21 protein-coding genes are annotated in these 23,721 nt (G+C 48.4%); 7 read left to right on the forward strand and 14 right to left on the reverse strand.

Going from position 1 to position 23,721, the window contains the following annotated elements:
* Positions 1–7 precede the first annotated feature (7 nt).
* The 4 genes from CVV54_02400 to citF all read left to right on the forward strand — a co-directional run bounded on the left by CVV54_02400 (position 8) and on the right by citF (position 4,005).
* Complete coding sequence (locus CVV54_02400; protein ID PKL05139.1) at positions 8–1,213, forward strand: isocitrate dehydrogenase (NADP(+)); 1,206 nt, start codon at positions 8–10, stop codon at positions 1,211–1,213.
* Positions 1,214–1,277: 64 nt separating this feature from the next.
* Positions 1,278–1,562: a citrate lyase acyl carrier protein gene (citD, locus tag CVV54_02405; protein PKL05140.1), complete on the forward strand. Its 285-nt coding sequence runs from the start codon at positions 1,278–1,280 to the stop codon at positions 1,560–1,562.
* Positions 1,559–2,443, forward strand: coding sequence for a CoA ester lyase (locus tag CVV54_02410; protein PKL05141.1), 885 nt, complete (start codon positions 1,559–1,561; stop codon positions 2,441–2,443). Before citD ends, CVV54_02410 begins: the two co-directional genes overlap by 4 nt.
* Positions 2,443–4,005 (forward strand): citrate lyase subunit alpha, encoded by a 1,563-nt coding sequence (gene citF, locus CVV54_02415; protein PKL05142.1) that lies wholly within the window; start codon positions 2,443–2,445, stop codon positions 4,003–4,005. The genes CVV54_02410 and citF overlap by 1 nt, the downstream gene beginning before the upstream one ends.
* Before the next feature lie 257 nt (positions 4,006–4,262).
* Here citF and pruA read toward each other — a convergent pair whose 3' ends face one another.
* The 12 genes from pruA to CVV54_02475 form a co-directional block, all read right to left on the reverse strand.
* Entirely contained in the window at positions 4,263–5,894 is a 1,632-nt protein-coding gene (pruA, locus tag CVV54_02420; protein PKL05143.1) for a 1-pyrroline-5-carboxylate dehydrogenase, read from the reverse strand.
* A gap of 739 nt (positions 5,895–6,633) precedes the next feature.
* Entirely contained in the window at positions 6,634–7,704 is a 1,071-nt protein-coding gene (locus CVV54_02425; GenBank protein ID PKL05144.1) for an ABC transporter, read from the reverse strand.
* A gap of 8 nt (positions 7,705–7,712) precedes the next feature.
* Positions 7,713–8,411, reverse strand: coding sequence for a molybdate ABC transporter permease subunit (gene modB, locus CVV54_02430; protein PKL05145.1), 699 nt, complete (start codon positions 8,409–8,411; stop codon positions 7,713–7,715).
* Between the two features lie 84 nt (positions 8,412–8,495).
* Positions 8,496–9,320: a molybdate ABC transporter substrate-binding protein gene (modA, locus tag CVV54_02435; GenBank protein PKL05146.1), complete on the reverse strand. Its 825-nt coding sequence runs from the start codon at positions 9,318–9,320 to the stop codon at positions 8,496–8,498.
* 234 nt (positions 9,321–9,554) lie between these two features.
* A complete protein-coding gene (ilvD, locus tag CVV54_02440) occupies positions 9,555–11,225 on the reverse strand; it encodes a dihydroxy-acid dehydratase (protein PKL05147.1) in 1,671 nt (556 codons plus the stop codon).
* Positions 11,226–11,241: 16 nt separating this feature from the next.
* Positions 11,242–12,924, reverse strand: coding sequence for an acetolactate synthase, large subunit, biosynthetic type (gene ilvB / locus CVV54_02445; protein PKL05148.1), 1,683 nt, complete (start codon positions 12,922–12,924; stop codon positions 11,242–11,244).
* 68 nt (positions 12,925–12,992) lie between these two features.
* Positions 12,993–14,120: a 3-isopropylmalate dehydrogenase gene (locus CVV54_02450; GenBank protein ID PKL05149.1), complete on the reverse strand. Its 1,128-nt coding sequence runs from the start codon at positions 14,118–14,120 to the stop codon at positions 12,993–12,995.
* Positions 14,121–14,125: 5 nt separating this feature from the next.
* Positions 14,126–14,632, reverse strand: a complete 507-nt coding sequence (gene leuD / locus CVV54_02455; GenBank protein PKL05150.1) for a 3-isopropylmalate dehydratase small subunit — start codon at positions 14,630–14,632, stop codon at positions 14,126–14,128.
* 11 nt (positions 14,633–14,643) lie between these two features.
* Positions 14,644–15,903, reverse strand: coding sequence for a 3-isopropylmalate dehydratase large subunit (locus tag CVV54_02460; GenBank protein PKL05151.1), 1,260 nt, complete (start codon positions 15,901–15,903; stop codon positions 14,644–14,646).
* Positions 15,884–17,437, reverse strand: coding sequence for a 2-isopropylmalate synthase (locus CVV54_02465; protein ID PKL05152.1), 1,554 nt, complete (start codon positions 17,435–17,437; stop codon positions 15,884–15,886). The genes CVV54_02460 and CVV54_02465 overlap by 20 nt, the downstream gene beginning before the upstream one ends.
* 142 nt (positions 17,438–17,579) lie before the next feature.
* The gene (locus CVV54_02470; protein PKL05153.1) at positions 17,580–18,590 is read right to left on the reverse strand and encodes a ketol-acid reductoisomerase; all 1,011 of its coding nucleotides are present in this window, start codon (positions 18,588–18,590) and stop codon (positions 17,580–17,582) included.
* A gap of 95 nt (positions 18,591–18,685) precedes the next feature.
* Positions 18,686–19,210: an acetolactate synthase small subunit gene (locus CVV54_02475; protein PKL05154.1), complete on the reverse strand. Its 525-nt coding sequence runs from the start codon at positions 19,208–19,210 to the stop codon at positions 18,686–18,688.
* Between the two features lie 564 nt (positions 19,211–19,774).
* On the opposite strand from CVV54_02475, the gene CVV54_02480 reads away from it, so the two are divergent.
* The 3 genes from CVV54_02480 to CVV54_02490 all read left to right on the forward strand — a co-directional run bounded on the left by CVV54_02480 (position 19,775) and on the right by CVV54_02490 (position 22,120).
* Complete coding sequence (locus tag CVV54_02480) at positions 19,775–20,197, forward strand: transcriptional repressor (GenBank protein PKL05155.1); 423 nt, start codon at positions 19,775–19,777, stop codon at positions 20,195–20,197.
* 2 nt (positions 20,198–20,199) lie between these two features.
* The gene (locus CVV54_02485) at positions 20,200–21,246 is read left to right on the forward strand and encodes a molybdopterin-binding protein (protein PKL05156.1); all 1,047 of its coding nucleotides are present in this window, start codon (positions 20,200–20,202) and stop codon (positions 21,244–21,246) included.
* A gap of 73 nt (positions 21,247–21,319) precedes the next feature.
* A complete protein-coding gene (locus CVV54_02490; GenBank protein ID PKL05157.1) occupies positions 21,320–22,120 on the forward strand; it encodes a xanthine dehydrogenase in 801 nt (266 codons plus the stop codon).
* 62 nt (positions 22,121–22,182) lie between these two features.
* Here CVV54_02490 and CVV54_02495 read toward each other — a convergent pair whose 3' ends face one another.
* Positions 22,183–22,794 (reverse strand): hypothetical protein, encoded by a 612-nt coding sequence (locus tag CVV54_02495; protein PKL05158.1) that lies wholly within the window; start codon positions 22,792–22,794, stop codon positions 22,183–22,185.
* 93 nt (positions 22,795–22,887) lie between these two features.
* On the reverse strand, positions 22,888–23,679 hold the full coding sequence (locus CVV54_02500) for a 4-hydroxy-tetrahydrodipicolinate reductase (GenBank protein PKL05159.1): 792 nt from the start codon (positions 23,677–23,679) through the stop codon (positions 22,888–22,890).
* Positions 23,680–23,721: the final 42 nt, after the last annotated feature.

Consider the following 23,721-nt stretch of genomic DNA (forward strand, 5'->3'; position numbering starts at 1 on the left):
GAATGATATGAAAATTGGAATGAAGACACCGTTGGTCGAGATGGACGGGGATGAAATGACCAGGGTCATCTGGGGGGAAATAAAAGAGATCCTGCTTGAACCTTATATTGACCTGAAAACAGAATACTACGACCTTGGACTAAAGAAACGCGATGAAACAGATGACAGGATAACTGTGGAAGCCGCCGAGGCGGCAAAAGTATACGGCGTAGCAGTAAAATGTGCCACAATAACGCCGAACCAGCAAAGAGTCGAAGAATATGATCTTAAACAGATGTGGAAGAGCCCAAACGGGACAATAAGGGCGATACTTGACGGAACCGTCTTCAGGTCTCCTATCTTTCTTGACTGTATCAGTCCCACTGTAAGAACATGGAACAAGCCGATCACGATCGCACGTCACGCATACGGTGATATATACAAGGATGTAGAGATGGTCATTGATACTCCTGGCAGGGTCTATATGACATTTGAGCCTGCTGACGGCGATGAGGGAAAAGCTCAAAAAGAGCTGGTCCATGACTTTACGGGTGGCGGTGTCGTTATGGGCATGCATAACCTTGACAGGTCAATAAGGAGCTTTGCGCGTTCATGCTTCAAATATGCGCTTGCTACTAAACAGCCTCTCTGGTTTTCAACCAAAGACACCATCTCAAAAAAGTATGACCACCGCTTTAAGGATATTTTCCAGGAAATATTCGATGCAGAATTCAAGGCGGATTTTGAAAAATGCGGGATAGAATATTTCTACACCCTGATCGATGATGCGGTAGCAAGAGTAATACGTTCTGAAGGGGGCTTTATCTGGGCCTGCAAAAACTACGATGGTGATGTTATGTCAGATATGGTAGCCACTGCATTCGGAAGTCTTGCAATGATGACATCGGTCCTTGTCTCCCCTGATGGCGTCTTTGAATACGAAGCGGCACATGGTACAGTTACCCGCCACTATTACAAATATCTCAAGGGCGAAGCGACTTCCACCAACCCAATGGCGACTATTTTCGCATGGTCGGGTGCTCTCAGGAAGCGTGGGGAGCTTGATGGGATAAAAGAGCTCCAGTCCTTTGCCGACAGACTTGAAAGAGCCTCAACAGAGACGATAGAATCGGGAATAATGACCAAGGACATTGCATCTATAGCTGATATATACGACAAAAAGGTCGTTACAACGGAAGAATTTCTCCATGCAGTAGCGGAGAAGCTCAGATAAAGTAATATAATCAAAGGGAGGAGGAAAGAAATTTTCCTCCTCCGTTGACTAAGAATGAAAGGTGATGGGCAGATTGATATTGCTTAAGACCGCCAGCGCCGGGACGTTGGAATCATCCGACTGCCTGGTGACGGTTTCACCGGCTGAAAAGCTTAAACTGGAATATAAAGGGGCCAACAGCGAAGTTTTTGCTGAAAGGACGATGGCGCTTGTTGAGAACGTGTCAAAAAGATACGGCCTCAGCGGAGCTGAGATATCGATCCAGGATCAGGGTGCCCTTGAGATAACGATAAAGGCGCGACTCGAAACAGCTCTCATACGTGCCATAAAGGGAGTGGCGAAAGAATGAAGCCCTGCCGTTCAATGCTTTATATTCCAGGCGATTCTCCCGGCATGATCCAGCACGCGCCAGTCTTTGGAGCTGACAGCATACTGCTTGACCTTGAAGATGCAGTGGCTCTCACGGAGAAGGATGCAGCAAGAAAAATGGTCGCTTGCTACTTACAGGATTATGATTTTAAGGATCTCATTGTAACTGTCAGGGTAAACGGCGCGGATACGGAATTTTTTGATGACGACCTGAAGGAGATCATCCCATGTTCCCCCGCTGCCATCAGGATCCCAAAATGCAATGGTCCCGCAGATGTTCTGGCCGCGGACAAAAAAATTGAAGAGATAGAAAAAGCGAATTCCATTCCTGTCGGAAAAGTGAGAATACATGCAATGATCGAAACAGCCGTGGGTGTAGAGAGCGCATTCTTTATAGCATCCGCATGCCCTCGTGTCCAGGCCCTTACACTTGGAGGACAGGACCTTACGGCAGATATGGGTGTCCAGAAAACTAAAGAGGGCTGGGAACTTTTTTATGCGAGAAGCAGAGTCGTAGTTGCAGCACGTGCTGCCGGTGTGGATGTATATGACACGGTGTGGGCAGACATCAGTGATAAAGAAGGACTGCTCAAGGAATGCAGATCGATAGTGGGTCTTGGATTTACCGGCAAGGCGGCCATACATCCCGATCAGATAGAAACGATCCATCAGGCTTTCATGCCGAACGAAAAAGAATTCAGAAAAGCGATTCGTGTAATGGAAGCCGCGGAAAATGCGAAAAAAGAGGGTAAAGGTGTCATCTCTGTTGACGGCAAAATGGTAGATGCTCCTGTTGTGGCAAGAGCCCGCCATCTTTTGGACCTTGCAGATCTCTATGGTTTTGAAAGGAGTGGCTCGTAATGTATATGACTCTGAATTCCCTGGGCAGAAACGTTCCTCTTGAACTTCCCGGAGTCGGGTCTTTTGCTCCATATGAGTCACCATTTGCCATGCTCGGTCAGCCCGGCGCATTTGTGGGGGCTCAGATGCAGCTGCGCCGTCCGGCGCCTGCCAGGAGCAAGGTCGTTGAAAATATTGAAAAGGCTGTGGAACTGTCGGGACTGAAAGACGGAATGACGATCTCGTTCCACCACCATCTGAGAAATGGTGATGCCGTGATACCCATGGTCCTTGATGTCCTGCGAAAAATGGGTTTTAAAGGTCTTACCCTTGCTCCAAGCTCGATACCGGATGCCCACGACTGTATTGCTGACTATATCCGCAGCGGCCTGATAAACCGCCTTTATACTTCTGGAGTCCGCGGCGAACTCGGGAAGCTTCTATCCGGCGGCGAGCTGGAAATACCCGTAGTGATCCGCAGCCATGGTGGACGGGCCAGGGCTATAGAGGAAGGATCGATATCTATAGATGTCGCATTCCTTGCAGCTCCTGCCTGCGATCCACTTGGCAATATCACAGGCAGTACAGGGCCTTCCGCATGCGGTTCCCTTGGTTATGCAATAACGGATGCCAGATATGCGCGGCATGTCGTCGCTATAACGGACAACCTTGTGGAATATCCGCTTAATCCCAGAATCTCTATACCGCAGTACCTGGTAGACAGCATAGTATGTGTCGACAGTCTGGGAGATCCGAAAAAGATCGCGACAGGAGCTGCAAGGATAACAAGGAACCCTGTTGACCTGAAGATCGCCAAAGATTCTTTCCGGCTGATGAAAGCTTCAGGAATATTAGAGCCTGGTTTCTCTTTTCAGATGGGAGTGGGCGGAGCAAGCCTGGCTGTGGCAAAATATCTCGGGGAATATATGAAGGAAAAAGGTCTCTGCGGCAGCTTCGGACTTGGCGGAGTGGGTGGGTATATGGCGGGCATGCTTGAGGAGGGGCTCTTTGACGCAGTCTTTGATGTCCAGAGTTTTGATTCGGCTGTTACAAATTCGATGCAGAAAAATCCGAAACACATCGAAATAGATGCCTCTTGGTATGCTAGTCCCTTTAATGCAGGGTGTATAGTAAACAACCTGGACTGCGTCATCCTGGCAGCTCTTGAGGTCGATACGGATTTTAATGTAAACGTACTCACAGGACATGATGGAGTACTCAGAGGCGCATCCGGCGGACATCAGGATACTGCCGCGGGGGCAAAACTCTCTATAGTGGTCGCTCCTTCTTTCAGGGGGGGCGTTCCCTCAATAAAGAACAAAGTCACAACAGTAACGACACCCGGTGAGACAGTAGACGCCATCGTAACTGAGAGGGGGATCTGCATTAACCCCCGCAGGGAAGATCTTCTTGGCTCTGCTTTAAAATCAGGGCTCCCGGTCGTTGATATCACGGAATTGAAGAAGGAAGTCGAAAAACTCACAGGCGTCCCGCGTCCTGCTGAATTTGATCACGATAAAATTGCCGCAGTAGTTGAATATCGCGACGGGACCCTTATAGATACTGTATATTGCAGGAAATAGGGGATATTTTCAAATCACTGTATCAAAAACATCTACTTGAACTGAAGTGTGAAGAGAGGTTGTTTGACAAGGTTTCTGCCACTGCCTCATCAGACACATTGAAGCTTGTCCGCCTAACAAGGACCGATCAGAACGTACAAACAAATCAATAAAAGCGGGACGAAGAAAGGAAAAAATCTTCGGCCCGCTCTTTTTTATCGGCGCCAACCTGAAGTAGGTGGCACCAGGAGAAAGGAGAGACAGAGGTTTGTCAGAGTCTATTTATCTTCCATAAAAGGATATGAATACCAACGCGGCGGCATAAGGATTTCTTTTATTGTCTTCGGGGAAACCCATTTTAAGAGGTTCAACTGGCTCCCGGCCTTGTCATTTGTCCCTGATGCCCGTCCGCCGCCGAACGGCTGCAGCCCTATACAGGCTCCTGTCGTTTTGTCGTTTATGTAGAAATTGCCTGCTGCGTATTTCAGTGCCTCATGCGATTTTCTTATCGCCGCACGGTCTTTTGCAAAGAAGCTTCCTGTAAGGGCGTATGGAGATGTGTTATTGCAGATGTCCATTGTTTCTTCAAATTTATCGTCATCGTAAACGAAAAGAGTGAGGATAGGTCCGAATATTTCTTCTTCCATTGTCAAAAAGTGCGGATTGACGGTCTTAATTATCGTAGGCTTGATAAAGTATCCTATACTTTTATCCCCCGAGCCGCCGTGGATTATTTCTGCTTCAGACGACTTTTTTGCGTAACTTATGTACTTCATGCAGTTGTCAAAAGAATTTTCGTCAATGACGGCATTTACAAAATTACGGAAATCACGGGGATCTCCTGTCTTTATGGATACCATCATTTCATCCAGTTGGTTCTTAACTTCGCCCCAGCGGCTTACGGGAATGTAGCAGCGTGATGTTGCAGAACATTTTTGCCCTTGATATTCAAAAGCGCCTCTTATCATAGCAGTTGCAGTTTCTGTTGCGTCTGCTGAATTGTGCATGAAAACAAAGTTTTTGCCGCCTGTCTCACCGACAAGACGGGGGTATGACTTATATGTGTTCAGATTTTCAGCTATACCCTTCCACAAACCGTTAAAAACCTGGGTTGAACCTGTGAAGTGTACGCCGGCAAGATCCTTATGCGCAAGTACTACCTTGCTGCCCACCGATCCAGGGCCTGGCATGAAGTTTAAAACCCCTGCGGGCAGTCCCGCTTCTGCATAAATCTTCATCAGATAGTAGCTTGACAGCAGTGATGTGGTTGCCGGTTTCCATACCACGGTGTTTCCCATCAGCACAGGGGCCATCGGGAGATTTGCCGCGAGAGCGGTGAAATTGAAAGGAGATACTGCGTAAACGAAACCTTCAAGAGGCCTGTATTCAACACAGTTAATGGCCCCATCCTCTGATGTTGGCTGATTTTTGTAAATTTCGCTCATATAGTGGACGCCGTAATGGAAATAATCAATGGTCTCGCTGGCTGATTCTATTTCAGCCTGCCATACGTTTTTGCTTTGCCCCATCATCGTAGCTGCGTTTAATATGTAGCGATATTTTGTTTTTATCAGCTCCGCTATTTTCATAATGATTGCTGCGCGGTCGGTGTAAGACATGCCCGCCCATTTATTGTGGGCATCAAGGGCCGCCTTGATTGCTATTTCCATTTCCGCACTTCCTGCTTTGTGATAGACCGCCAACCTGTGTTTGTGATCGTGAGGCATAACGACACTGCCTGTATTGCCGGTACGGATCTCTTCTCCACCTATGATAAGAGGTATTTCTGCGACATTAGAAGATATTTCCTCAATGGCTTCTTTTAGAAGTTTTCTATCCATTGATCCCGGAGCGTAATCTCTGGATACATCATTAAACGGTTTTTCATAACTAAAAAGAGCGTTGCTCAAACCAAAAACCCCCTTGATATTTTTTAAATGCAACTAGGTTGCATTTAAGTGTCGCGAGTATGATAACCTGATCAGATTATCGAGTCAAGAGATGTTTTTGTATTTTTACAGAAATAAATAAATCATATAGTAAAATTAGTAACTAAAAGTAGTTATATTATTTATTTTAATTTAAAAACATTAATTTTAGTAATATTTATTATCGATTCGTGATTCTCCTATTGTCATCCATTTGTGATTATGTGCAGAAGCTCAGTTAGCTTCAAATTACTAAATCGTCACTGAAAAGCATGAATAAATTAGTTATTGAATAAAAAATTTGCTGAATGCATCAGTCACAATCCGGAAAGGCAATTGGACACCTGGAACAAGGACATACAAGGGATCACCGAATGACATCGCTGCACCGTCGGACACACTGAACCAGTGGAGGAAATAGCTGGCCGCTGTCAGGAAGATGTTTACTGCGACAAAGGATACAGGAGTAAAAAGTTACATGAAAATCGGCAATATGACAGCTGAAAGAATACTATGTTATGGCAGGCAACTGGCAGGAGGGCAGAATCGGGGGATGAAATAAACGGTCTTGATGGCATCCTGCAGCTTCGACCTGAAAAAACTGCTGAAATCACTCGGGGTTTTTTGTCTCAATCACCAACAAGCCTGATTTTGGGAGTGCGGATAAATTTTTGGGCTGTAATTATGTGGCACGACCAAATATGCTTATTTTTGTATTTACCTATTTTCTTAAGGGCATAATCATATCAATAGGGATGTTTACTGCCATAATATCTCCCGGCAGAACAAAATTATCTTCAATAGAAGGCAGTTCCATTTGAATTTGAGAAAATTCTTTTTTTGGATCAGCGTCCTGAGGTGTCAGTGTAATAATAACGGAAAAAAGGTCATGTCTGATCTCAAGTACGCGGCAAATAACTTTGTTTTGGCATTCATCACCCATGCGAAAAGGAAGGATTCTATGAGCCCGTACGCCAATATATTTCGTATCATCAGGTATAAAGGTATTACACCTTAAGTTAACTTTCCAGTCGAAAGCATGCACAGTGTTATGTGATAGTTTTTCTGCTTTTGAGTAGTTTTTGCATCCTGATAGCAAAGCTGACGCTAATGTTGATGGAGAATTGAAGAATTCATTGACCGAACTGACCTTTTCAGAATGGCCTTTGTTTATGACACATACCTTCTTACATAGCCTGTAAACTTCATCCCTGTTATGAGATACATAAAGAGTGCTCCCTTTGTATTTACCAAGGATTTCTGTGAGTTCCTTTTCGACCTGCCAACGCAGATAACTGTCAAGGGCCGATAATGGTTCATCAAGCATTATGATTTTAGGATCACTTGCCATAATTCTGGCAAGAGCAACACGCTGCTGCTGTCCCCCTGAAAGCTGTCCAGGATAATGTTTTTCAAGTCCTGTTAAATAAAAACTTTCCAGAAGGAGGTCTAACCGTTCTTTTGTGTTCTTTTGCCCATTACAGTTTTTCAGAACGGTATAAAGATTCTGCTCCACTGTCATATTAGGAAAAAGGGCGTAGTTTTGGAAAAGCAATCCGACATGTCTTTCCTGAGGGCTCAGGTTGATCTTCTTGTCTGAGTCAAACAATGTTACGCCGTCTACGACGATACGTCCTTCATCCGGTTTGACTATGCCAGCTATGCATTTCAGCGTCATGCTTTTGCCGGAACCTGAAGATCCCAGCAGAGCCAGTATCTCATTCCCCGCTTCAAACTCGGTGTTAAGGACGAAATTACCGAACGATTTAATTATTTTAACGTATATTGACATTTTTACCTCTAATCTTCATGCTCAAAATGATCTTTCGCTGCCCCAACAGGCTGTTTATAGCTATTTTCGAGCATATTTACCGTTACCAGTACTATAAACGAAATTATAAGATTTATAAATACCCACTTATAGGCAAGAGCGTCGTTTCCTTCTCTCCAAAGTTGGTATACCGTTGTAGATATTATTGCGGTCCTGCCTGGAATATAGCCGGAGACCATTGTTGTAGCTCCGAATTCTCCAAGCGCACGCGCAAAAGAGAGAACTGCGCCGGCGAGGATACCCTGTTTGCAGTTTGGCATCACGACCCGCCAGAATAGGAAGGTATTCGATAATCCGAGAGTTTGTCCTGAGTAGAGCAGTGTGCTGTCAAATGATTCAAACGCGCCTCGGGCAGTGCGATAGATCAAGGGAAAGGAAATTATTGTTGTTGCGAAAACAGCCGAATACCACGTCATAGTCAATTTAAAGCCAAATACTTCAAGAACCCGCGAACCTACCGGTCCCAACGGGCCTATAATTTTTAGCAGGAAAAATCCAATCACAGTTGGGGGCAAAACCAGAGGCAAAGTCAGAATACCATCAAGCACCCCTTTAATAAGCCGAGGTGTTTTTGCAATGTAATGCGCGGCAAATATTCCCAGGAAAAATGTAATGAATGTTGAAATCAATGCTACTCTCAACGAATTATAAAGAGGAAACCAGTCCATGTTTTACCCCTATTCAGTTAGTTATGAAAAAGGATGGCCACGTCTTATCCATGCATGACCACCCCTTAATTAATTCGGGTTCTCTTATTTGGCTGGAACAGCGAATCCAATTTTGTTAAAGATCTTTAAGCTTTCCGGTCCCTTAAGAAAAGCAATAAATGCGTTCGCCGCTTCGGGATTTTTCGCATTCTTCAAAATTGCTGCAGGGTAAGTTATCGGCCGGTGACTTCCCTTCGGTGCTTCTGCTACAACATCCACACCTTTTGATGTTGCGGCATCGGTGCTGTATACAACACCGCAATCAACGGCTCCGGCAGCGACCTGTGAAAGAACTTCTTTTACATTACTTGCGTAGCTTATTTTGTTCATGCTTTTAAGTTTGTCCCAAAGGCCAAGATTTCTGTATATTTCTTCCGAGTATTGTCCGACCGGAACATCCGAATTACCGAGTGCAATGATAAAAACCTTTTCTGTGACTACATCTTTAAAGTCATTGATCCCTTTGGGATTGTGCCCTTTTGGAACCACCATCACAACTTTATTGGAAACTATGTTGAAACGTGTCCCATCCATTACAAGGTCAAGTTTCTTGGTGTTTACCTTGGAAGCCGCCTTAATGTCGATCTGATCCATTTGCTTCTGGCCTGCCGATATGAAAATATCGCACTCCGCACCCTGTTCGATCTGTGTTTTCAGGGTGCCGCTTGAATCAAAATTAAAGATGATCTTTACGTCAGGGACTGTTTTTTTGTACGCTTCCGCGATCATATTCATAGATTCTGTCATTGACGCCGCAGCGAATACAGTCAGGTTTGTATCGGCGTTTGCGGGTAACGGAAGTGTGAAGAGAGAGAGGATCAATAAGAACAGAGAAAGAAGAGAGAACTTAAAAGATTTTGGCACAATCACATTAAAGACCTCCTATTGCAACTAAGTATCAACAAGAGGATTATAGTAGAGCCTCTTTGTTTTTGCAACATTGTTGCGACTATTGGGCATTAAAGCTTTTTATTGGCCCGGATCTATCTCGTAAAAATTGCTTTTAGGCATAATAATAGGGGATGTCCATGCAGCGGACACCCCCGAAAACATCAAATACTATCATTTTTAATGATAACAGTCGGGTTCTTTGGGTCGTGCCACTTATAGTGGTTTATCCCTCAGTACCGCTCCCTCGACACCGGAACTTGCAAATGCCCTGTATCTTGTGAGGAAAGGACTGTCTGTCGGTTGTACTCGGGGAACGAATTTTTCTCTTCTCTTTGCGAGCACTTCTTCGCTTACCTTAAGATCAAGGTTTTTTGCCGGAATGTTGATCGATATGATATCTCCTTCTTCAACTAGTCCTATAGGACCGCCTACAGCTGCCTCAGGAGAAACATGTCCGATGGAAGCGCCTCTCGTAGCTCCGGAAAAACGGCCGTCTGTTATGAGTGCGACTGTGCCTCCCTTGCCCTGACCCATTATGGCGGAGGTCGGTGTGAGCATCTCACGCATTCCGGGGCCTCCCTTAGGTCCTTCAAAACGGATGACTACCACATCTCCGTCCTTTATCTCATTGTTCAGGATGGCTTTGCTTGCTTCCTCTTCACAGTCAAAGACCCTTGCGGGTCCTTCATGTACGAGCATTTCCGGAAGCACGGCAGACTGTTTTACGATAGCTCCTAGCGGAGCCAGAGTGCCTTTCATAAAGGCCAGTCCGCCCTCTTTGTGATAAGGGTCTTCGACCGGGCGGATAACGTTGTCGTTTACGACCTTTGCCTTTTTGAGGTTTTCTTTTACGGTATTTCCTGTGACAGTTATCAGTTCTCCGTGTATCAGGCCTTTTTCAAGAAGTCTTGCCATAAGTCCCTCGACTCCCCCGGCCTGCCAGAGGTCCTCAATATGGTGATGACCCGCTGGGCTCATTGAACAGAGATGGGGGACCCTTGCTCCGATCTCGTTGAAGAGTTCTAGAGGGAGTTTAAGTCCTGCGGCCCATGCAATCGCAGGAAGGTGGAGCGAGGTGTTCGTAGATCCTCCAAGGGCGAGATCGACGGCAAGAGCGTTTTCAAAAGCTTCCATCGTAAGGATATCCCTTGGCCTTATGTTCTTTTCAACGAGTGTCATTATTGCCCGTCCCGCATCTTTGGCTAGCCTGACACGACCGGCATGGACGGCCGGGATCGTACCGTTTCCGGTAAGCCCGAGTCCGAGTGCCTCCATCATGCAGTTCATGGTGTTTGCCGTGAACATCCCCGAGCATGATCCGCATCCGGGACAGGCATTGTCTTCGACATCCCTTAGTTCTTCATCTGAAATTTTGCCTGCCGCCTTCATCCCGACCCCTTCAAAAACACTGTTTAGGTCAAGGACCCTTCCCTTCATGGTGCCTGCCATCATAGGGCCGCCGGAGATCACGACGGAAGGGAGGTTAAGTTTGCCTGCAGCCATAGCCATTCCGGGGACTATCTTGTCGCAGTTGGTAACGAGGACAAGACCGTCGAAGGCATGTCCGCGGGCCATGACTTCAATCGAATCCATGATCAGCTCGCGGCTTGGCAGAGAAAACTTCATGCCCTCATGGTTCATTGCTATACCATCGCAGACTCCTATCACAGGAAATTCTATTGGGAGTCCGCCGGCAGCGTATATGCCGGCCTTTACAGCCTCTGTTATGGTCTTAAGATGAACGTGTCCCGGTATTATGGCGTTGTAAGAGTTCGCCACGCCTATCCATGGGCGCTCTATCTCCCAGTCCGTATATCCCGCCGCCTTAAGCAGGGAGCGGTGAGGGCTTCTTTGATAACCCTTTTTTGCCTTGTCGCTGTTCATTCTTAGATCCTTCCCCTCAGTTAAGTATCATCTTGTCTATCGATCCGCCCGGAGGGACCATGGGAAGCACGAGTGCCCCCTGCGGGATCCTGAAATCTACTAGAGCGGGGCCCGGGACGTTCAAAGCCGCCTCTATCGTTTTCCTTATCTCTTCCGGTCTGGTAGCTGAGAAACCGCTTACGCCCATACCCTCTGCAATTTTTACGAAATCAGGATTGCGGTTGTAGATAGTATTAGAGTAACGGTGTTCATAAAAGAGCTGCTGCCACTGACGGACCATACCGAGGCAGGAATTGTTGAGGATGAAGACCTTGACAGGTATATTGTACCGCGCACAGGTGTCGAGCTCCTGGATATTCATCATAAAACTCCCGTCACCTGCGATGCAGCAGACGTGCTGGCCGGGACATGCTAGTGCAGCTCCTATCGCCGCTGGAAAGCCGAATCCCATGGTTCCGAGACCTCCTGATGTCACGAAGCGGCGCGGTTCTTCGACTTTGTAGTGGAGAGCTGCCCACATTTGGTGCTGGCCAACTTCTGTTGTAAGCACTGATTTGCCGCCGGTTATCTCGCGCAGAGATTCTATTACCTGCCAGGGAGCTATCTCTCCTGCGTATTCGTTTCTGGGAAGCGGCTCTTTCTGCCGTATCATCTCAAGCTCTTCAAGCCAGTTTGAACGGTCGAAGTATTTTTTCTTCATTGAGCTTGTGATCGCGTCAATGATCTTACCTGCATCGCCCACAAGCCAGACTTCAGAACCTATAGCTTTATCTATCTCTGCAGGATCGAGGTCGATATGGATTATTTTTGCCGCAGAAGCAAAGCTCGATCTCTTTCCCGTGGTCCTGTCGCTGAAACGGGATCCGATCGCGAGGATGACATCAGCTGTCATGAGTGCCCTGTTAGCTACAGGATGACCGTGCATTCCTGCCATTCCGAGTGAGAGCCCCAGCGGATGTGATTCCGGGAAAGCTCCCTTTCCAAGAAGGGATGTGACTACCGGTATCTCCAGCTTCTCCGCAAGTTCTGTAAGTTTTCCGGCTGCTCCAGACCTTATCACGCCGCCCCCTGCAAAGATGACCGGTCTCTCAGCATGTTCAAGAAGAGAGACAGCATCGTCAAGCTGAGAAAGATCTGATCCTCTCTCAGGATCATACCCCAGGAAGCTTATGTTTTCGGGGTATTCAAATTCTCCGAAACCTTTCTGTACGTCCGCCGGTACATCTATCAGGACAGGCCCCGGCCTTCCCGTAGAGGCGATGTAAAAAGCCTTTTTTACTGCAGAGGGTATCTGTTCCGGAGTCCTCACCTGCATGCTGTGCTTTACAAGTGGGATAGTAGCTCCCATGATGTCTGCCTCCTGAAAAGCATCTGTTCCGATCACCGTGGTTGCTACCTGTCCGGTGATAGCAACCATGGGAACGGAGTCCAGGTTTGCAGTGGCGATACCGGTCACCAGATTTGTTGCTCCGGGACCGGATGTGGCTATGCATACCCCGGGCTTTCCGCTCACTCTCGCATATCCGTCAGCGGCATGCGAAGCTGCCTGTTCATGGCGCATCAGCACGTGGTTGATCTTTGAGTCATATATTGCGTCATAAAGATGGATAACAGTTCCGCCGGGCAGGCCGAATATCGTGTCCACACCTTCTGCTTCAAGGGACTTGACCACCATTTGGGCTCCGTTCATTTTAGCCATTGGAAATACCTCCTATTGTAAAAGCGACACCACCTGAGCCTCGGATCAGTGGCCGGTGTGTAACTTTGCTAAATATACTTTCTGATACTCTCTCCCACCTGGTCAAAGGCGGCTGTTCCGCCGAATTCAAATGGCAGCTCATTTTCAGCTGCATTTTCAAGAAAATCTGATACGGCGCAGTTTACAGCTTTACAGGCTTCCTGCTCCCCAAGATGTTCCAGCATCAGGGCTCCAGAAAGTATCGCCGCAACAGGATTTGACCTGCCTGTGCCAGCAATGTCAGGCGCAGAGCCGTGTACCGGCTCAAACATCGAGAGACCGTCCCCGATGTTTCCTCCCGCGGCTGTACCGAGTCCTCCTGCCAGTCCGGCCTGCAGGTCGCTGATTATATCACCGAAGAGGTTCGGACAGAGCAGTACTCCGTAAGCCGCCGGGTTGCGAACCAGGTGGTAGCAGAGGGCATCCACGTTTACCATGGCATATTTGAGCCCTGGGTATTCCTCTGCCATTACCCTTTTTGCTGTTTCTTCGAAGAATCCGTAAAGTGCAGAGACCGCGTTGGATTTGGATACTACTGTCACTGTATCTTCTCCGCGTTTTTTTGCAAGCTCGCATGCGTATCTAGTGATCCTTTCCACGCCCGGTCTGCTGTTAATGGCAGCCTGTGCAGCGAAGGGATACCCCGGATCTGTTCTCAGGCTGACCATACCTTTGAGTTCATATTTGCCCCTGCTGACATCTACGGGAAGTTCAAGTACACCTGTTTCTGTAGTACCACCTATGCACATGTAAAGGTCTTCAGTGTTTTCACGGACTACCACAGAATCCATTTTCGCCCCCTTTAGGTCGACGGGAGTATGGACTTTCGGCAGTGAAAAGGCGGGACGCAGGTTGACATACTGATCAAAGCGGAAGCGGAAGGCAAGCAGGATGCCCTGTTCCAGGATGCCGGGCTTTACCCTCGGGTCGCCGATAGCGCCGAGGAGCATGGCATCGCATTTCGACATCTCTTCAATAGCCTCTTCAGGAATTACCTCACCTGTCGCCAGGTAGTGCCCTGCTCCGTAAGGGTATTTTTCCCACTCGAAAGAAAAGCCGAATTTTTCGCCGGATTTTTCAAGAACTTTTATGGTCTCCCCGATCACTTCGGGGCCTATCCCGTCACCGGGTATTACCGCTATCTTATATGTTTTCATTTTGATTACCGTCCTTGTTCAGAAAGTCTTGTCCTGACGTAGGGGACCAGCCCCCCAAGACCGATGAGGCTCTGCAGGAATTCAGGGAAAGGCTTGGCATGGTACGTCTCGCCCTTTGTTCTGTTTGTAATAGTTCCTTTTGTCAGGTCTATCTCAATGAGATCTCCCTTTGCAATTCGGTCTGTCTCAGTGCATTCAAGGATCGGGAGACCGATATTTATTGCGTTCCGGTAGAATATCCGTGCGAATGATTTTGCTATAACACAGGATGCACCGGATCCTTTTATTGCGATAGGGGCGTGTTCCCTGCTTGAGCCGCAGCCGAAATTGTTGCCTGCGGTTATAACGTCGCCCTTCGATACTCCTTTTGCATAAGTCTCATCGATATCTTCCATGCAGTGGGCAGCCAGAGATCTTTCGTCGCTTGTAACAAGGTATCTTGCGGGGATTATTACGTCAGTGTCAACGTTGTCGCCATAAACCCAGGCGTTTCCTTTTAATGTCGTGTCCATCTCTTTGCCTCCTATGCCATTATTTCTTTTGGATGGCAGATGTGGCCTGCAACTGCGGATGCTGCCGCTACCATAGGACCGGCCAGGATTACCTCGCTTTTTGGCGATCCCATCCTGCCTACGAAGTTCCTGTTGCTTGTCGATATGCAGCGTTCGCCTGCGGCAAGGATACCAAGGTGGCCTCCGAGGCATGGGCCGCAGCTTGGGGTCGAGATCGCTGCTCCTGCGTCGAGGAATATATCAAAAAGCCCTTCCTTCATCGCCTGGCGGTAGATCTCGTAAGATGCCGGGATGACCATAAGCCTTGTCTTCTTGTGTACTTTCTTTCCTTTGAGTATCCTGGCAGCACTTCTTAAGTCGCTGATTCTGCCGTTGGTGCAGGAGCCGATGAAGACCTGGTCGACAGGTGTTCCTGCAGCCTCAGATACAGGTTTTACATTTTCAGGCAGGTGCGGCATTGCCACCTGAGGTTCCATATCTGTCACATCTATCGTGAGGGAAGCTGCATAGACTGCGTCCTTATCGGCAAAGATCGGCTCAAAATGCCTCGCCGCACGTTCGCGGGCGTATTGGAGGAGTTTTTCATCAGGGTTTATCAGACCTGTCTTTCCCCCTGCTTCAATGGCCATGTTTGACAGGGTGAACCTGTCATCAAGTCCAAGCTTTCCAAGAGCCTCTCCGTGGAATTCGAGGGCCATGTAGCGGGCTCCCTCTACCCCGATCTTTCCTATCAGAGCGAGTATCATGTCCTTGCCGCAGATCCATTCCGACGGAGTCCCTTCATAAGAGACCTTCATGGTCTCAGGTACTCTGAGCCAGGTTTCACCCAAAGCCCATGCGGCTGCGAGGTCAGTCGAACCTACTCCTGTTGCAAGTGCTCCCATAGCTCCGTGCGTGCAGGTGTGACTGTCAGCGCCGAGAACTATTTCTCCCGGAAGGACGAGCCCGTTTTCAGGAAGGAAGGCGTGTTCGACCCCGACCCTGCCTACTTCCCAGAAAAGCATGTCCTGTTCGTATGCAAATTCACGGCACTCCTTGATCTGTTCTGCAGAAGCGATGTCCTTTGCCGGCGAGAAATGGTCGGGTAAAATTGCGCAGCGCGCAGGGTCGAAGACCTTTTTCGCCCCCATTTTCCTGAATTCTTTTATCGCGGGGGGGCCGGTTATGTCGTTCGTGAAAGCGAAATCTACGCTGACACGGCAGATAGAGCCTGCTTCAACAGGGTCCTTGGTGTGCTTTGCTATTATCGCCTCAGCGAGAGTCATGGCCATTTAGTTTTATCTCCCTTGCTGCAGCCGCAGCGTACAGTCTGTTTATTGCGTCCACATAAGCGCGGATGGACGATTCAATGACGTCCGTGCTGGTTCCGCGTCCCTGGGCCTGAATGTCTTTATGATGGAGAACTATCCTGGTTTCGCCCTGAGCATCTGAACGTTCACTCGTTGCCCCTATCCTGAATCCCTTCAGCTGCGGGGAGAATCCGAGGATCTTCTTCACAGCGTTGTAGGATGCATCTACTGGTCCGTTGCCTACTGCCGCTTCAGTGTAGTCGTCATCGCCCGATGTCAGGGTGACGCTGGCGGTCGGTTTGCTTCCTGTGCCTACATGTACCGCATAGTCCTTGAGAATGTACCTTCTCTCAGGCACGAAAGAGAGGACCCTGTCAAGCATCAGGGCTTCGATGTCGCCGTCGCTCACGTCTTTTTTCTTGTCGCAGAGTTCTTTGAAGTAAGTAAACCCTGTCTCAATGTCTTCTTTTGAAAGCTGGTAACCCATGTTTTCAACCCGATCCCTGAATGCGTGACGACCCGAGTGTTTGCCGAGGACGAGGTCAGACCCCGGAGCTCCTACGGTTTCAGGGGTCATAATCTCATACGTTGCCCTGTTGCAGAGCATTCCGTGCTGGTGTATGCCAGCTTCATGAGCGAAAGCGTTCAGTCCTACTATTGCTTTGTTCGGCTGTACCATTACTCCGGTAAGATGAGCTACAAGCTTGCTGGTGCTGTAGAGCTTTGTCGTGTCAATTGTTGTCTTGGAGGGGTACTGGTCCTGCCTCGTGTTAAGAGCCATTACTATCTCTTCCATTGAGGCATTTCCTGCCCGTTCTCCGAGGCCGTTGATAGTGCATTCGATCTGTCTTGCCCCTGCCCTTACAGCGGCCAGTGAGTTTGCGACCCCGAGCCCGAGATCGTTATGGCAGTGTACGGACCAGACTATATTTTCAGGAGGATTGACTCCGTTGATGATCTCTTTAACAAAAGAGTAAAACTCATCAGGCTGTGCATACCCTACTGTATCCGGGATATTGAGGGTCGTTGCCCCGCATTCTATGGCTGTTTTAAAGACTTCGATGAGGAACGGTACCTCAGAACGGCTTGCGTCTTCGGCAGAAAATTCAACATCGTCAATCAGTGACTTTGCCAGGCTCACGCCGCTCCGGACCTCTGCAAGTACACCCTCTTTATCAAGCTTCAGTTTATACTCCATGTGTATCGGGCTTGTCGCTATAAACGTGTGTATACGCGGGCGGTCAGCGTCCCTTACAGCTTCTGCTGCGCTTCTTATATCCTCTGATCTGGTTCTCGCAAGCCCAGCTATTATCGGGCCCTTTATCTCACGGGCTATTGCCTGTACGGATTCAAAGTCGCCGGGTGACGAAGCGGGGAAACCAGCCTCTATGACATCAACACCAAGTCGGGCCAGCTGACGGGCAATCTGGAGCTTTTCTCCCTTGTTGAGATTGATCCTTGCAGCCTGTTCTCCGTCTCTGAGTGTTGTGTCAAAAATTCGTACGCGATCTATCATGTCGTTCTCTCCTTTATTAAGGTAGTGGAATCGGCTGATTATGCCGTGAGAAGCGAGGAGCGGGCGGATGATGTTTTTCTGTTTTTATTGTTGTCATGCCGCCCGGTCGGGATAAGCGCTCACCGCTTCTATAATGTTGTTATTAGAACCGGGGTATTTCTTTCTGCTCCATCCAGGGCATCATTTTGCGGAGCTCTTTTCCTACCCCTTCACATTCAGCTTCCTGGGCGGCCTTTGCCCATTTCTTCATGCGGGGGCGGCCTGTCTGGTTCTCAAGTATCCAGTCGCGTGCGAAGGTGCCGTCCTGGATCTCTGTCAGAAGCTGTTTCATTGCTTTCTTTGATTCCTCGCCGATCACTCGCGGTCCGGCTATCATATCGCCGTACTTAGCGGTGTCGCTTACTGAATAGCGCATCCAGCTGAGACCACCCTCGAAAACCATGTCAACGATCAGTTTGAGTTCGTTGATGCATTCGAAGTAAGCCATCTCAGGCTGGTAACCTGCTTCTACAAGGGTCTGGAATCCTGCCTGCATGAGCTCGCTGACTCCGCCGCAGAGGACCGCCTGTTCTCCGAAGAGGTCTGTCTCTGTCTCTTCACGGAACGAGGTCTCTATGATCCCGGCCCTTCCTCCGCCTACACCTGACGCGTATGCAAGGGCGAAGTCCTTTGCTTTGCCGGATGCATCCTGGTATATCGCGATGAGGCAGGGTACGCCCTTTCCTTCTTTATACATGTGACGCACCATGTGTCCCGGTCCCTTGGGTGCTACCATGAAGACATCGCGGTCGGGCTCGGGTACTATCTGTCCGAAGTGGACTGCGAATCCGTGTGCGAAAGCAAGTTTTGCGCCCTTTTTAAGGTTGGGGAGCACTTCGTTTTTGTATATAGATGCCTGCAGATGGTCAGGCATGAGGAACATCATTACATCGGATTTCTTTGCAGCCTCTGAAACAGTGCAGACTTCAAAACCATCTTTCTCCGCGGTCACCTTTGACTTACTTCCCTCGTGGAGGGCTACGATCACAGTTGCTCCGCTATCGCGGAGATTCTGTGCGTGTGCGTGTCCCTGGCTTCCATAACCGATTATCGTTATAGTCTTTCCATCGAGAAAACTAAGGTCTGCGTCGCGGTCGTAATATACTTTTGCCATAACAAAAACACTCCTTCTGTCCTGTTGGACATTTAAAATTATGTTATCTATTTATGCTGGGTCTCTTTGAGGCCTCGTCATAACGATCATGGAAATTATTTGCTTGCTGCAAAACCTGTTTCAACCAACTCTTCAGGAACAAACCCGGAACGTGAAAGAGCCACCTGCCCCGAACCCGCTGTTTCAATTATTCCGTAAGGCCTAAAAGCTTCCATGCAGGCGATCATCTTTCCCTTGTCTCCCGTTATCTCAAGTGTCACAGCTTCTGTTCCCAGGTCTACGACCCTGCAGCGGAACACCTCTGCTGTCTGAAGAACGTGAGGACGCCTGTCAAGGGGGGCCCTGACTTTCACGAGTGCAAGCCAGCGCTCTACAAACGGCCCTTCCTGCGTAAGGTTTGTGACCTCTATGACCTCAATGAGTTTAAGAAGCTGTTTTCTGATTTGGTCGTAAACACCCTCTTCACCCTCAATAACGACCGTGAATCTTGATATTCCGGGAGTATCTGTCTGTCCGACGCTGAGGCTCTCAATGTTGTAGCCCCTCCTATAGATCAATCCGGCTATCCTCATGAGAACTCCCGGGTTGTCTTCAGATAGGATGGTAAAAGTGTTTTTCATATCATGTCCTCCTGTATGCTGATAATAGAGACAAAAAAAAACCGGGACCCCTGAAGGGCCCCGGTCCGAAAGTAACACGACGTTTAAGCGTCGGCCACCTCGGGGGACCCACTGCTAATAAGAAGTACTAGTACGAGAACCAGACTAAATATGTCACGGATCAAACTGTCTATTCGCATTTTATGTCCCACCTTTCGAGGTTTAGGCCTGCCCGCCGGGTGCTATGACCTGACGTAATGGGCGACATAATACGACCATATACGGTAAATGTCAACCATTCGTTTGTTAAAAAAATGACTATCTGCAGGTCACAGTCATTGACAATATCATAAAAAACAATGTTAATAGGTAAATGTGGTTAATATTATAATTATTTCTATCATGAATCCATATTTAATTAACGATCAATTTGCTGAAAACAAACTAAAATAAATTTTGTTTATTTATGAAAAATATGAAAGTAAAATGTTTTAGATCAGATGTGGTTATAGAAAAACCTTGCAGGCTCAGATGGAATGCATTAAAATGCAAATTGGTTGCGTTTAATATCCAAGGGGTGATTTTTTGAACGTTGAAAAAATACTTAGCGTTGCAAAACTGAGAGCCACACATCAGAGAAAGCTCGTACTGCGGCTTTTGGTGGAAAAAGGTTCCCCTCTCTCTCATAGCGAGATATCCTCTACCCTTGTCGAATCGCTTGATAAGGTCACGCTGTACAGGACCCTGCAGACCCTTAAAGCCGCGGGCATTGTACACCAGGTTCAGGGGCTGGACGGAGTATGGCGCTTCTGCGCCCATGATCCGGAGTCAAAGGGCTGTCCCGGGGATCATCCCCATTTCCTTTGTCTTCACTGCGGAAAAATGTTTTGTCTTACAGATCAGCGGCTTCCCCGGGTCGAGGTTCCCGAGGGTATGACAGTTGAGGGCAAACAGCTTGTTGTATATGGGTGCTGCAGTGAATGCAGCCCTGAAACGGAGGCCGGATAAACATGAAGATAACAGTGATCCCGCTTGAAGGAGCCATTGGCAGGCCTCTTGCACATGACCTTACACAGATAGATGCGGTGAACCACAAAAAATCTGCCCGTTTCAAAAAAGGCCAGGTTATTACGGAAGAAGATATCCCCACACTGAAGGACATGGGAAGGGAAAACCTCTCTGTTATGGAAATGTCTCCCGGAGAAGTTCATGAAGATGACGCTGCTATGCAGCTCGCGGAGGTGCTCTGCGGAGAGAACTTGAGGATAACGCCTCCTGAAGAGGGCCGCTGCAATCTCATCGCGACAAGTTCAGGCATACTATGGTACCTTGCTGAGACAGTCAACAGGGTGAATCAGGATCCCGACTGGGTGCTTTCTGCGTTGGCGCCTCACCGCCCTGTACTCAAAGGACAGACGGTCGCGGGTTTTCGCATAAGACCCCTTGTAATGGAAGACTACAGGGTCGAACGTGCCGTCGCGGCAGTTAGAGGAAGCAGACCTTTCGCTGTGCTGCCCTTCAGGGATCTCAAAGTAGCTGTCGTGACCACGGGCAAAGAGATAGTTGACAAAAGGGTACAGGATGCTTTCAGGCCGAAGCTTGATGAAAAACTGAGCAGGCTCAGCGGCAGCGTTATAGGGCAGGCCTTCTGCACTGATTCTCTTGAACAGATAGCCAATGCAATCAATAAATTCCTTGATGAGGGAGCCAAGGTAATAATATGCACCGGAGGGATGAGCGTGGACGCGGACGACAGAACGCCCGGAGCTATCCGTTCTGTCTGCAGGAAGATCTCTTTCCAGGGATCTCCCGCCCTGCCGGGCGCCATGCTTATGCTGGGTTATGCCAAGTCACCCATCGACGGAGAAGATGTAGCGGTCATAGGCGCACCTGCCTGTGTTGCCTTTGATGAGAGGACAGCGCTGGATAAACTGCTGCCTTTTGTCTTTGCAGGCATAGAGCCTGGCGACCTTGTGCGAAGATGGGGTGTGGGAGGACTTTGCGAACACTGCCCGACCTGCCGGTATCCTTCGTGCTCTTTCGCGGCAGGAAGCTGATGTGTTTTCCTTCCGGAGAGCAATCTTGCTTCCCTTCGGTCATCAGGAAATTTTTGGCAAAGGAGCATAAAGCATGAACAGAGATCTTTTGGCCCTAATAAGCAGAGAGGTCGAAGCCGGTGACTACGGTGTGCTTTGCACTGTTACCGAGGAATCCGGATCGACCCCCAGGAGCAAAGGTGCTTCCATGTGGGTGTACAAGGACGGCAGCATCAGCGGCACTATCGGCGGGGGACTCTTAGAATTTGAAACGATCAAAAAAGCCACGGAACTTCTAGCTTCAGGTGATACAGTGCTAGTATGGAAGAAGGAGCTTACAGAGAAGGACGGAATGCTCTGCGGAGGTTCAGCAACGATCTATATGGAAGTGATAGGTAGAGAAGATGAACTTGTGATCCTTGGTGCAGGACATGTGGGAAAGGCTGTTGCCGAGGTCGGGGTTTTTGCAGGATTCAGGGTCACAGTATGGGACGAGAGGGAAGAGTATGCTAACAGCGAGAATATCCCCTGTGCCCGCACGGTCGTCTGTCCTATCGGCAATATATACGAAAAAGGGATAACTCTCCACGAGAGAAGCTATGTGGTCATAGTGACCCGTGGACATGCACTGGATGCAGAGGCTGTGGCGATAACGGACAAAAAGCCCGGGGCATATTATGGAATGATAGGTTCGCGCTCAAAGATAGCGGCGGTTAGGAAGATGCTTGTTGCAAGAGGTGTCTCGCAGGAACATTTGGACCGGATACACCAGCCGATAGGACTTCCGATAAAAGCTGAGACTCCCGAAGAGATCGCGGTCTCGATCCTTGCCGAGATCATCGCGGTAAGAAGAGGCGGGGACCTTTATGATCTGAAGAAAGCCAGCCAGTCATGATAAATTGAAGAAATATAGAAAGAGGGAGCGGCCAGATGACCGCTTCCTCTTTCTATATTATTCTATCTGGGCTGAGTGCTATTGTTTTCTTCTATCTCAGCCAGCTCTTCGACCGTTATCTTTTTGTATCCCCTTGGCTCAGAAAAAAACTCTGCAGGAGGTCTGCCCAGCTTGATGTTCACGTATTCGTAAGATGTCATTCCATCAAGGGATTGTGTCTTTACAGGCACGGGAAAATTGTCCCGGTACCATTCATAATACTGGTCCTTGCTCTCTCCGTTGTTGTATTTAACTGTGACAAGGAATTTTTTAAGCCTGTAGCTATCCACCATTTCATGCCCTATAAATTCCTTTGAGAGATTGCCTGTATCTGCTTCATGAGCACCGGCGTAATTTTGTTTCTGATCGCCAAGATATAGCTGTTCGACGTATTTTCTGAGCTTCGGGAATATCAGCCAGATAACTTTTTTATCGTGTCTGGTGACTACGACCTCGTCGCTTTTCTCGAGCTCATATCGCAACATGTTTTCAGCTACGTAGATCTTTCCTCTCTGCTCCACGCCATTGTCCTTCTCAATAATAAGCGCGCTGAATTCAACGGTATCGGATGACCACGAGCTCGCGGGGATCATCAGAGAAAAAAGCACCAGTGCAAGTATAAGCAGACGACGCATTAAATCACCTTTTCAGTATGGATTTGGAATCAATTATACAGGCATGATCATTGACCGTATCGTGCTCTTTGCTTATTGATGGCCCCAAACACCTCAGCTGGCTTCGATGATCTCTGAAAGTTCGCGTATAAACGTTCCTGGGGCCATTTTCGGAAGCTTTTCCACAGTCAGGAAGACCCCGTCCATGTAAATATCACTTGTGTGGTCCTGAACAGAGATTCTAATGATCTCGTCATTTCTCCCGAGAAGCACTTCATGTTCAGAGTATGGTCCCGGCCATGGCAGTCGTTGTGAAAGGACCGGGACGTCAGATATCTTTGCGCCCAGTACCCCTGGGTAGATCTCTTTGCTTTCCACAGGTGCGGGTGCTCCCGAAGAGGCCTTTGCAAGGCTTGCCGCGGTTCCGCTCGGAGCGTTGGCCATTCCCGGAAAATGGCGGTCGATTATGCTCAGGTAGGGATAATACCGGCGTACTTTTTTGATAAAATCTCTTACAAGGCTTATCCCCAGACCGTAATTTGGTATCACGGACCAGCGAAGCCCCTTTTCTTTTACTTCTTTTATGAATGGCGCCAGGTCGTCGTCCGTAAGTCCGGTCGTGCCGATCACGGCATTGAGACCTTTCTCTGCGTAGAGTTTCAGGTTGCCCGGCAGCACAGGTGTTGCAGAAAAATCTATGACAATGTCAGGCTTTGCGGCCTCGATGCCGGACCTCAGATCGTTGGTGGCGATTATTCCTATCGGCCCTATCCCGGCAATTTCTCCGAGATCTTCTCCCGTTTCCTTACACCATCCCCCGACTAGTTCTGCCCACTCTATCTTCTGTATTGTCCTAACGAGGGTCTTTCCTACGTTGCCCGATGCGCCCGAAACAAAAATCTTCATAAACATTCCTCCTGTCTCTTTATGAGATGATACAGAGCAACT

This window comes from Synergistetes bacterium HGW-Synergistetes-1, from assembly GCA_002839185.1.
GTDB lineage: Bacteria > Synergistota > Synergistia > Synergistales > Synergistaceae > Caenicola.

Bases quoted from the DNA above. Each gene is read 5' to 3' on its own strand.
- ilvB (PKL05148.1), bottom strand. From the start codon at position 12,924: ATGGCTAAAATGAACGGAGCCCAAATGGTGGTCAAGTCCCTTGAAGCA.
- CVV54_02495 (PKL05158.1), bottom strand. From the start codon at position 22,794: ATGCGTCGTCTGCTTATACTTGCACTGGTGCTTTTTTCTCTGATGATC.
- CVV54_02460 (PKL05151.1), bottom strand. From the start codon at position 15,903: ATGGCCATGACTCTCGCTGAGGCGATAATAGCAAAGCACACCAAGGAC.
- CVV54_02500 (PKL05159.1), bottom strand. From the start codon at position 23,679: ATGAAGATTTTTGTTTCGGGCGCATCGGGCAACGTAGGAAAGACCCTC.
- ilvD (PKL05147.1), bottom strand. From the start codon at position 11,225: ATGAACAGCGACAAGGCAAAAAAGGGTTATCAAAGAAGCCCTCACCGC.
- CVV54_02470 (PKL05153.1), bottom strand. From the start codon at position 18,590: ATGGCAAAAGTATATTACGACCGCGACGCAGACCTTAGTTTTCTCGAT.
- CVV54_02485 (PKL05156.1), top strand. From the start codon at position 20,200: ATGAAGATAACAGTGATCCCGCTTGAAGGAGCCATTGGCAGGCCTCTT.
- CVV54_02475 (PKL05154.1), bottom strand. From the start codon at position 19,210: ATGAAAAACACTTTTACCATCCTATCTGAAGACAACCCGGGAGTTCTC.
- CVV54_02400 (PKL05139.1), top strand. From the start codon at position 8: ATGAAAATTGGAATGAAGACACCGTTGGTCGAGATGGACGGGGATGAA.
- CVV54_02465 (PKL05152.1), bottom strand. From the start codon at position 17,437: ATGATAGATCGCGTACGAATTTTTGACACAACACTCAGAGACGGAGAA.
- leuD (PKL05150.1), bottom strand. From the start codon at position 14,632: ATGGACACGACATTAAAAGGAAACGCCTGGGTTTATGGCGACAACGTT.
- CVV54_02410 (PKL05141.1), top strand. From the start codon at position 1,559: ATGAAGCCCTGCCGTTCAATGCTTTATATTCCAGGCGATTCTCCCGGC.
- CVV54_02490 (PKL05157.1), top strand. From the start codon at position 21,320: ATGAACAGAGATCTTTTGGCCCTAATAAGCAGAGAGGTCGAAGCCGGT.
- citD (PKL05140.1), top strand. From the start codon at position 1,278: ATGGGCAGATTGATATTGCTTAAGACCGCCAGCGCCGGGACGTTGGAA.
- citF (PKL05142.1), top strand. From the start codon at position 2,443: ATGTATATGACTCTGAATTCCCTGGGCAGAAACGTTCCTCTTGAACTT.
- modB (PKL05145.1), bottom strand. From the start codon at position 8,411: ATGGACTGGTTTCCTCTTTATAATTCGTTGAGAGTAGCATTGATTTCA.
- CVV54_02425 (PKL05144.1), bottom strand. From the start codon at position 7,704: ATGTCAATATACGTTAAAATAATTAAATCGTTCGGTAATTTCGTCCTT.
- CVV54_02450 (PKL05149.1), bottom strand. From the start codon at position 14,120: ATGAAAACATATAAGATAGCGGTAATACCCGGTGACGGGATAGGCCCC.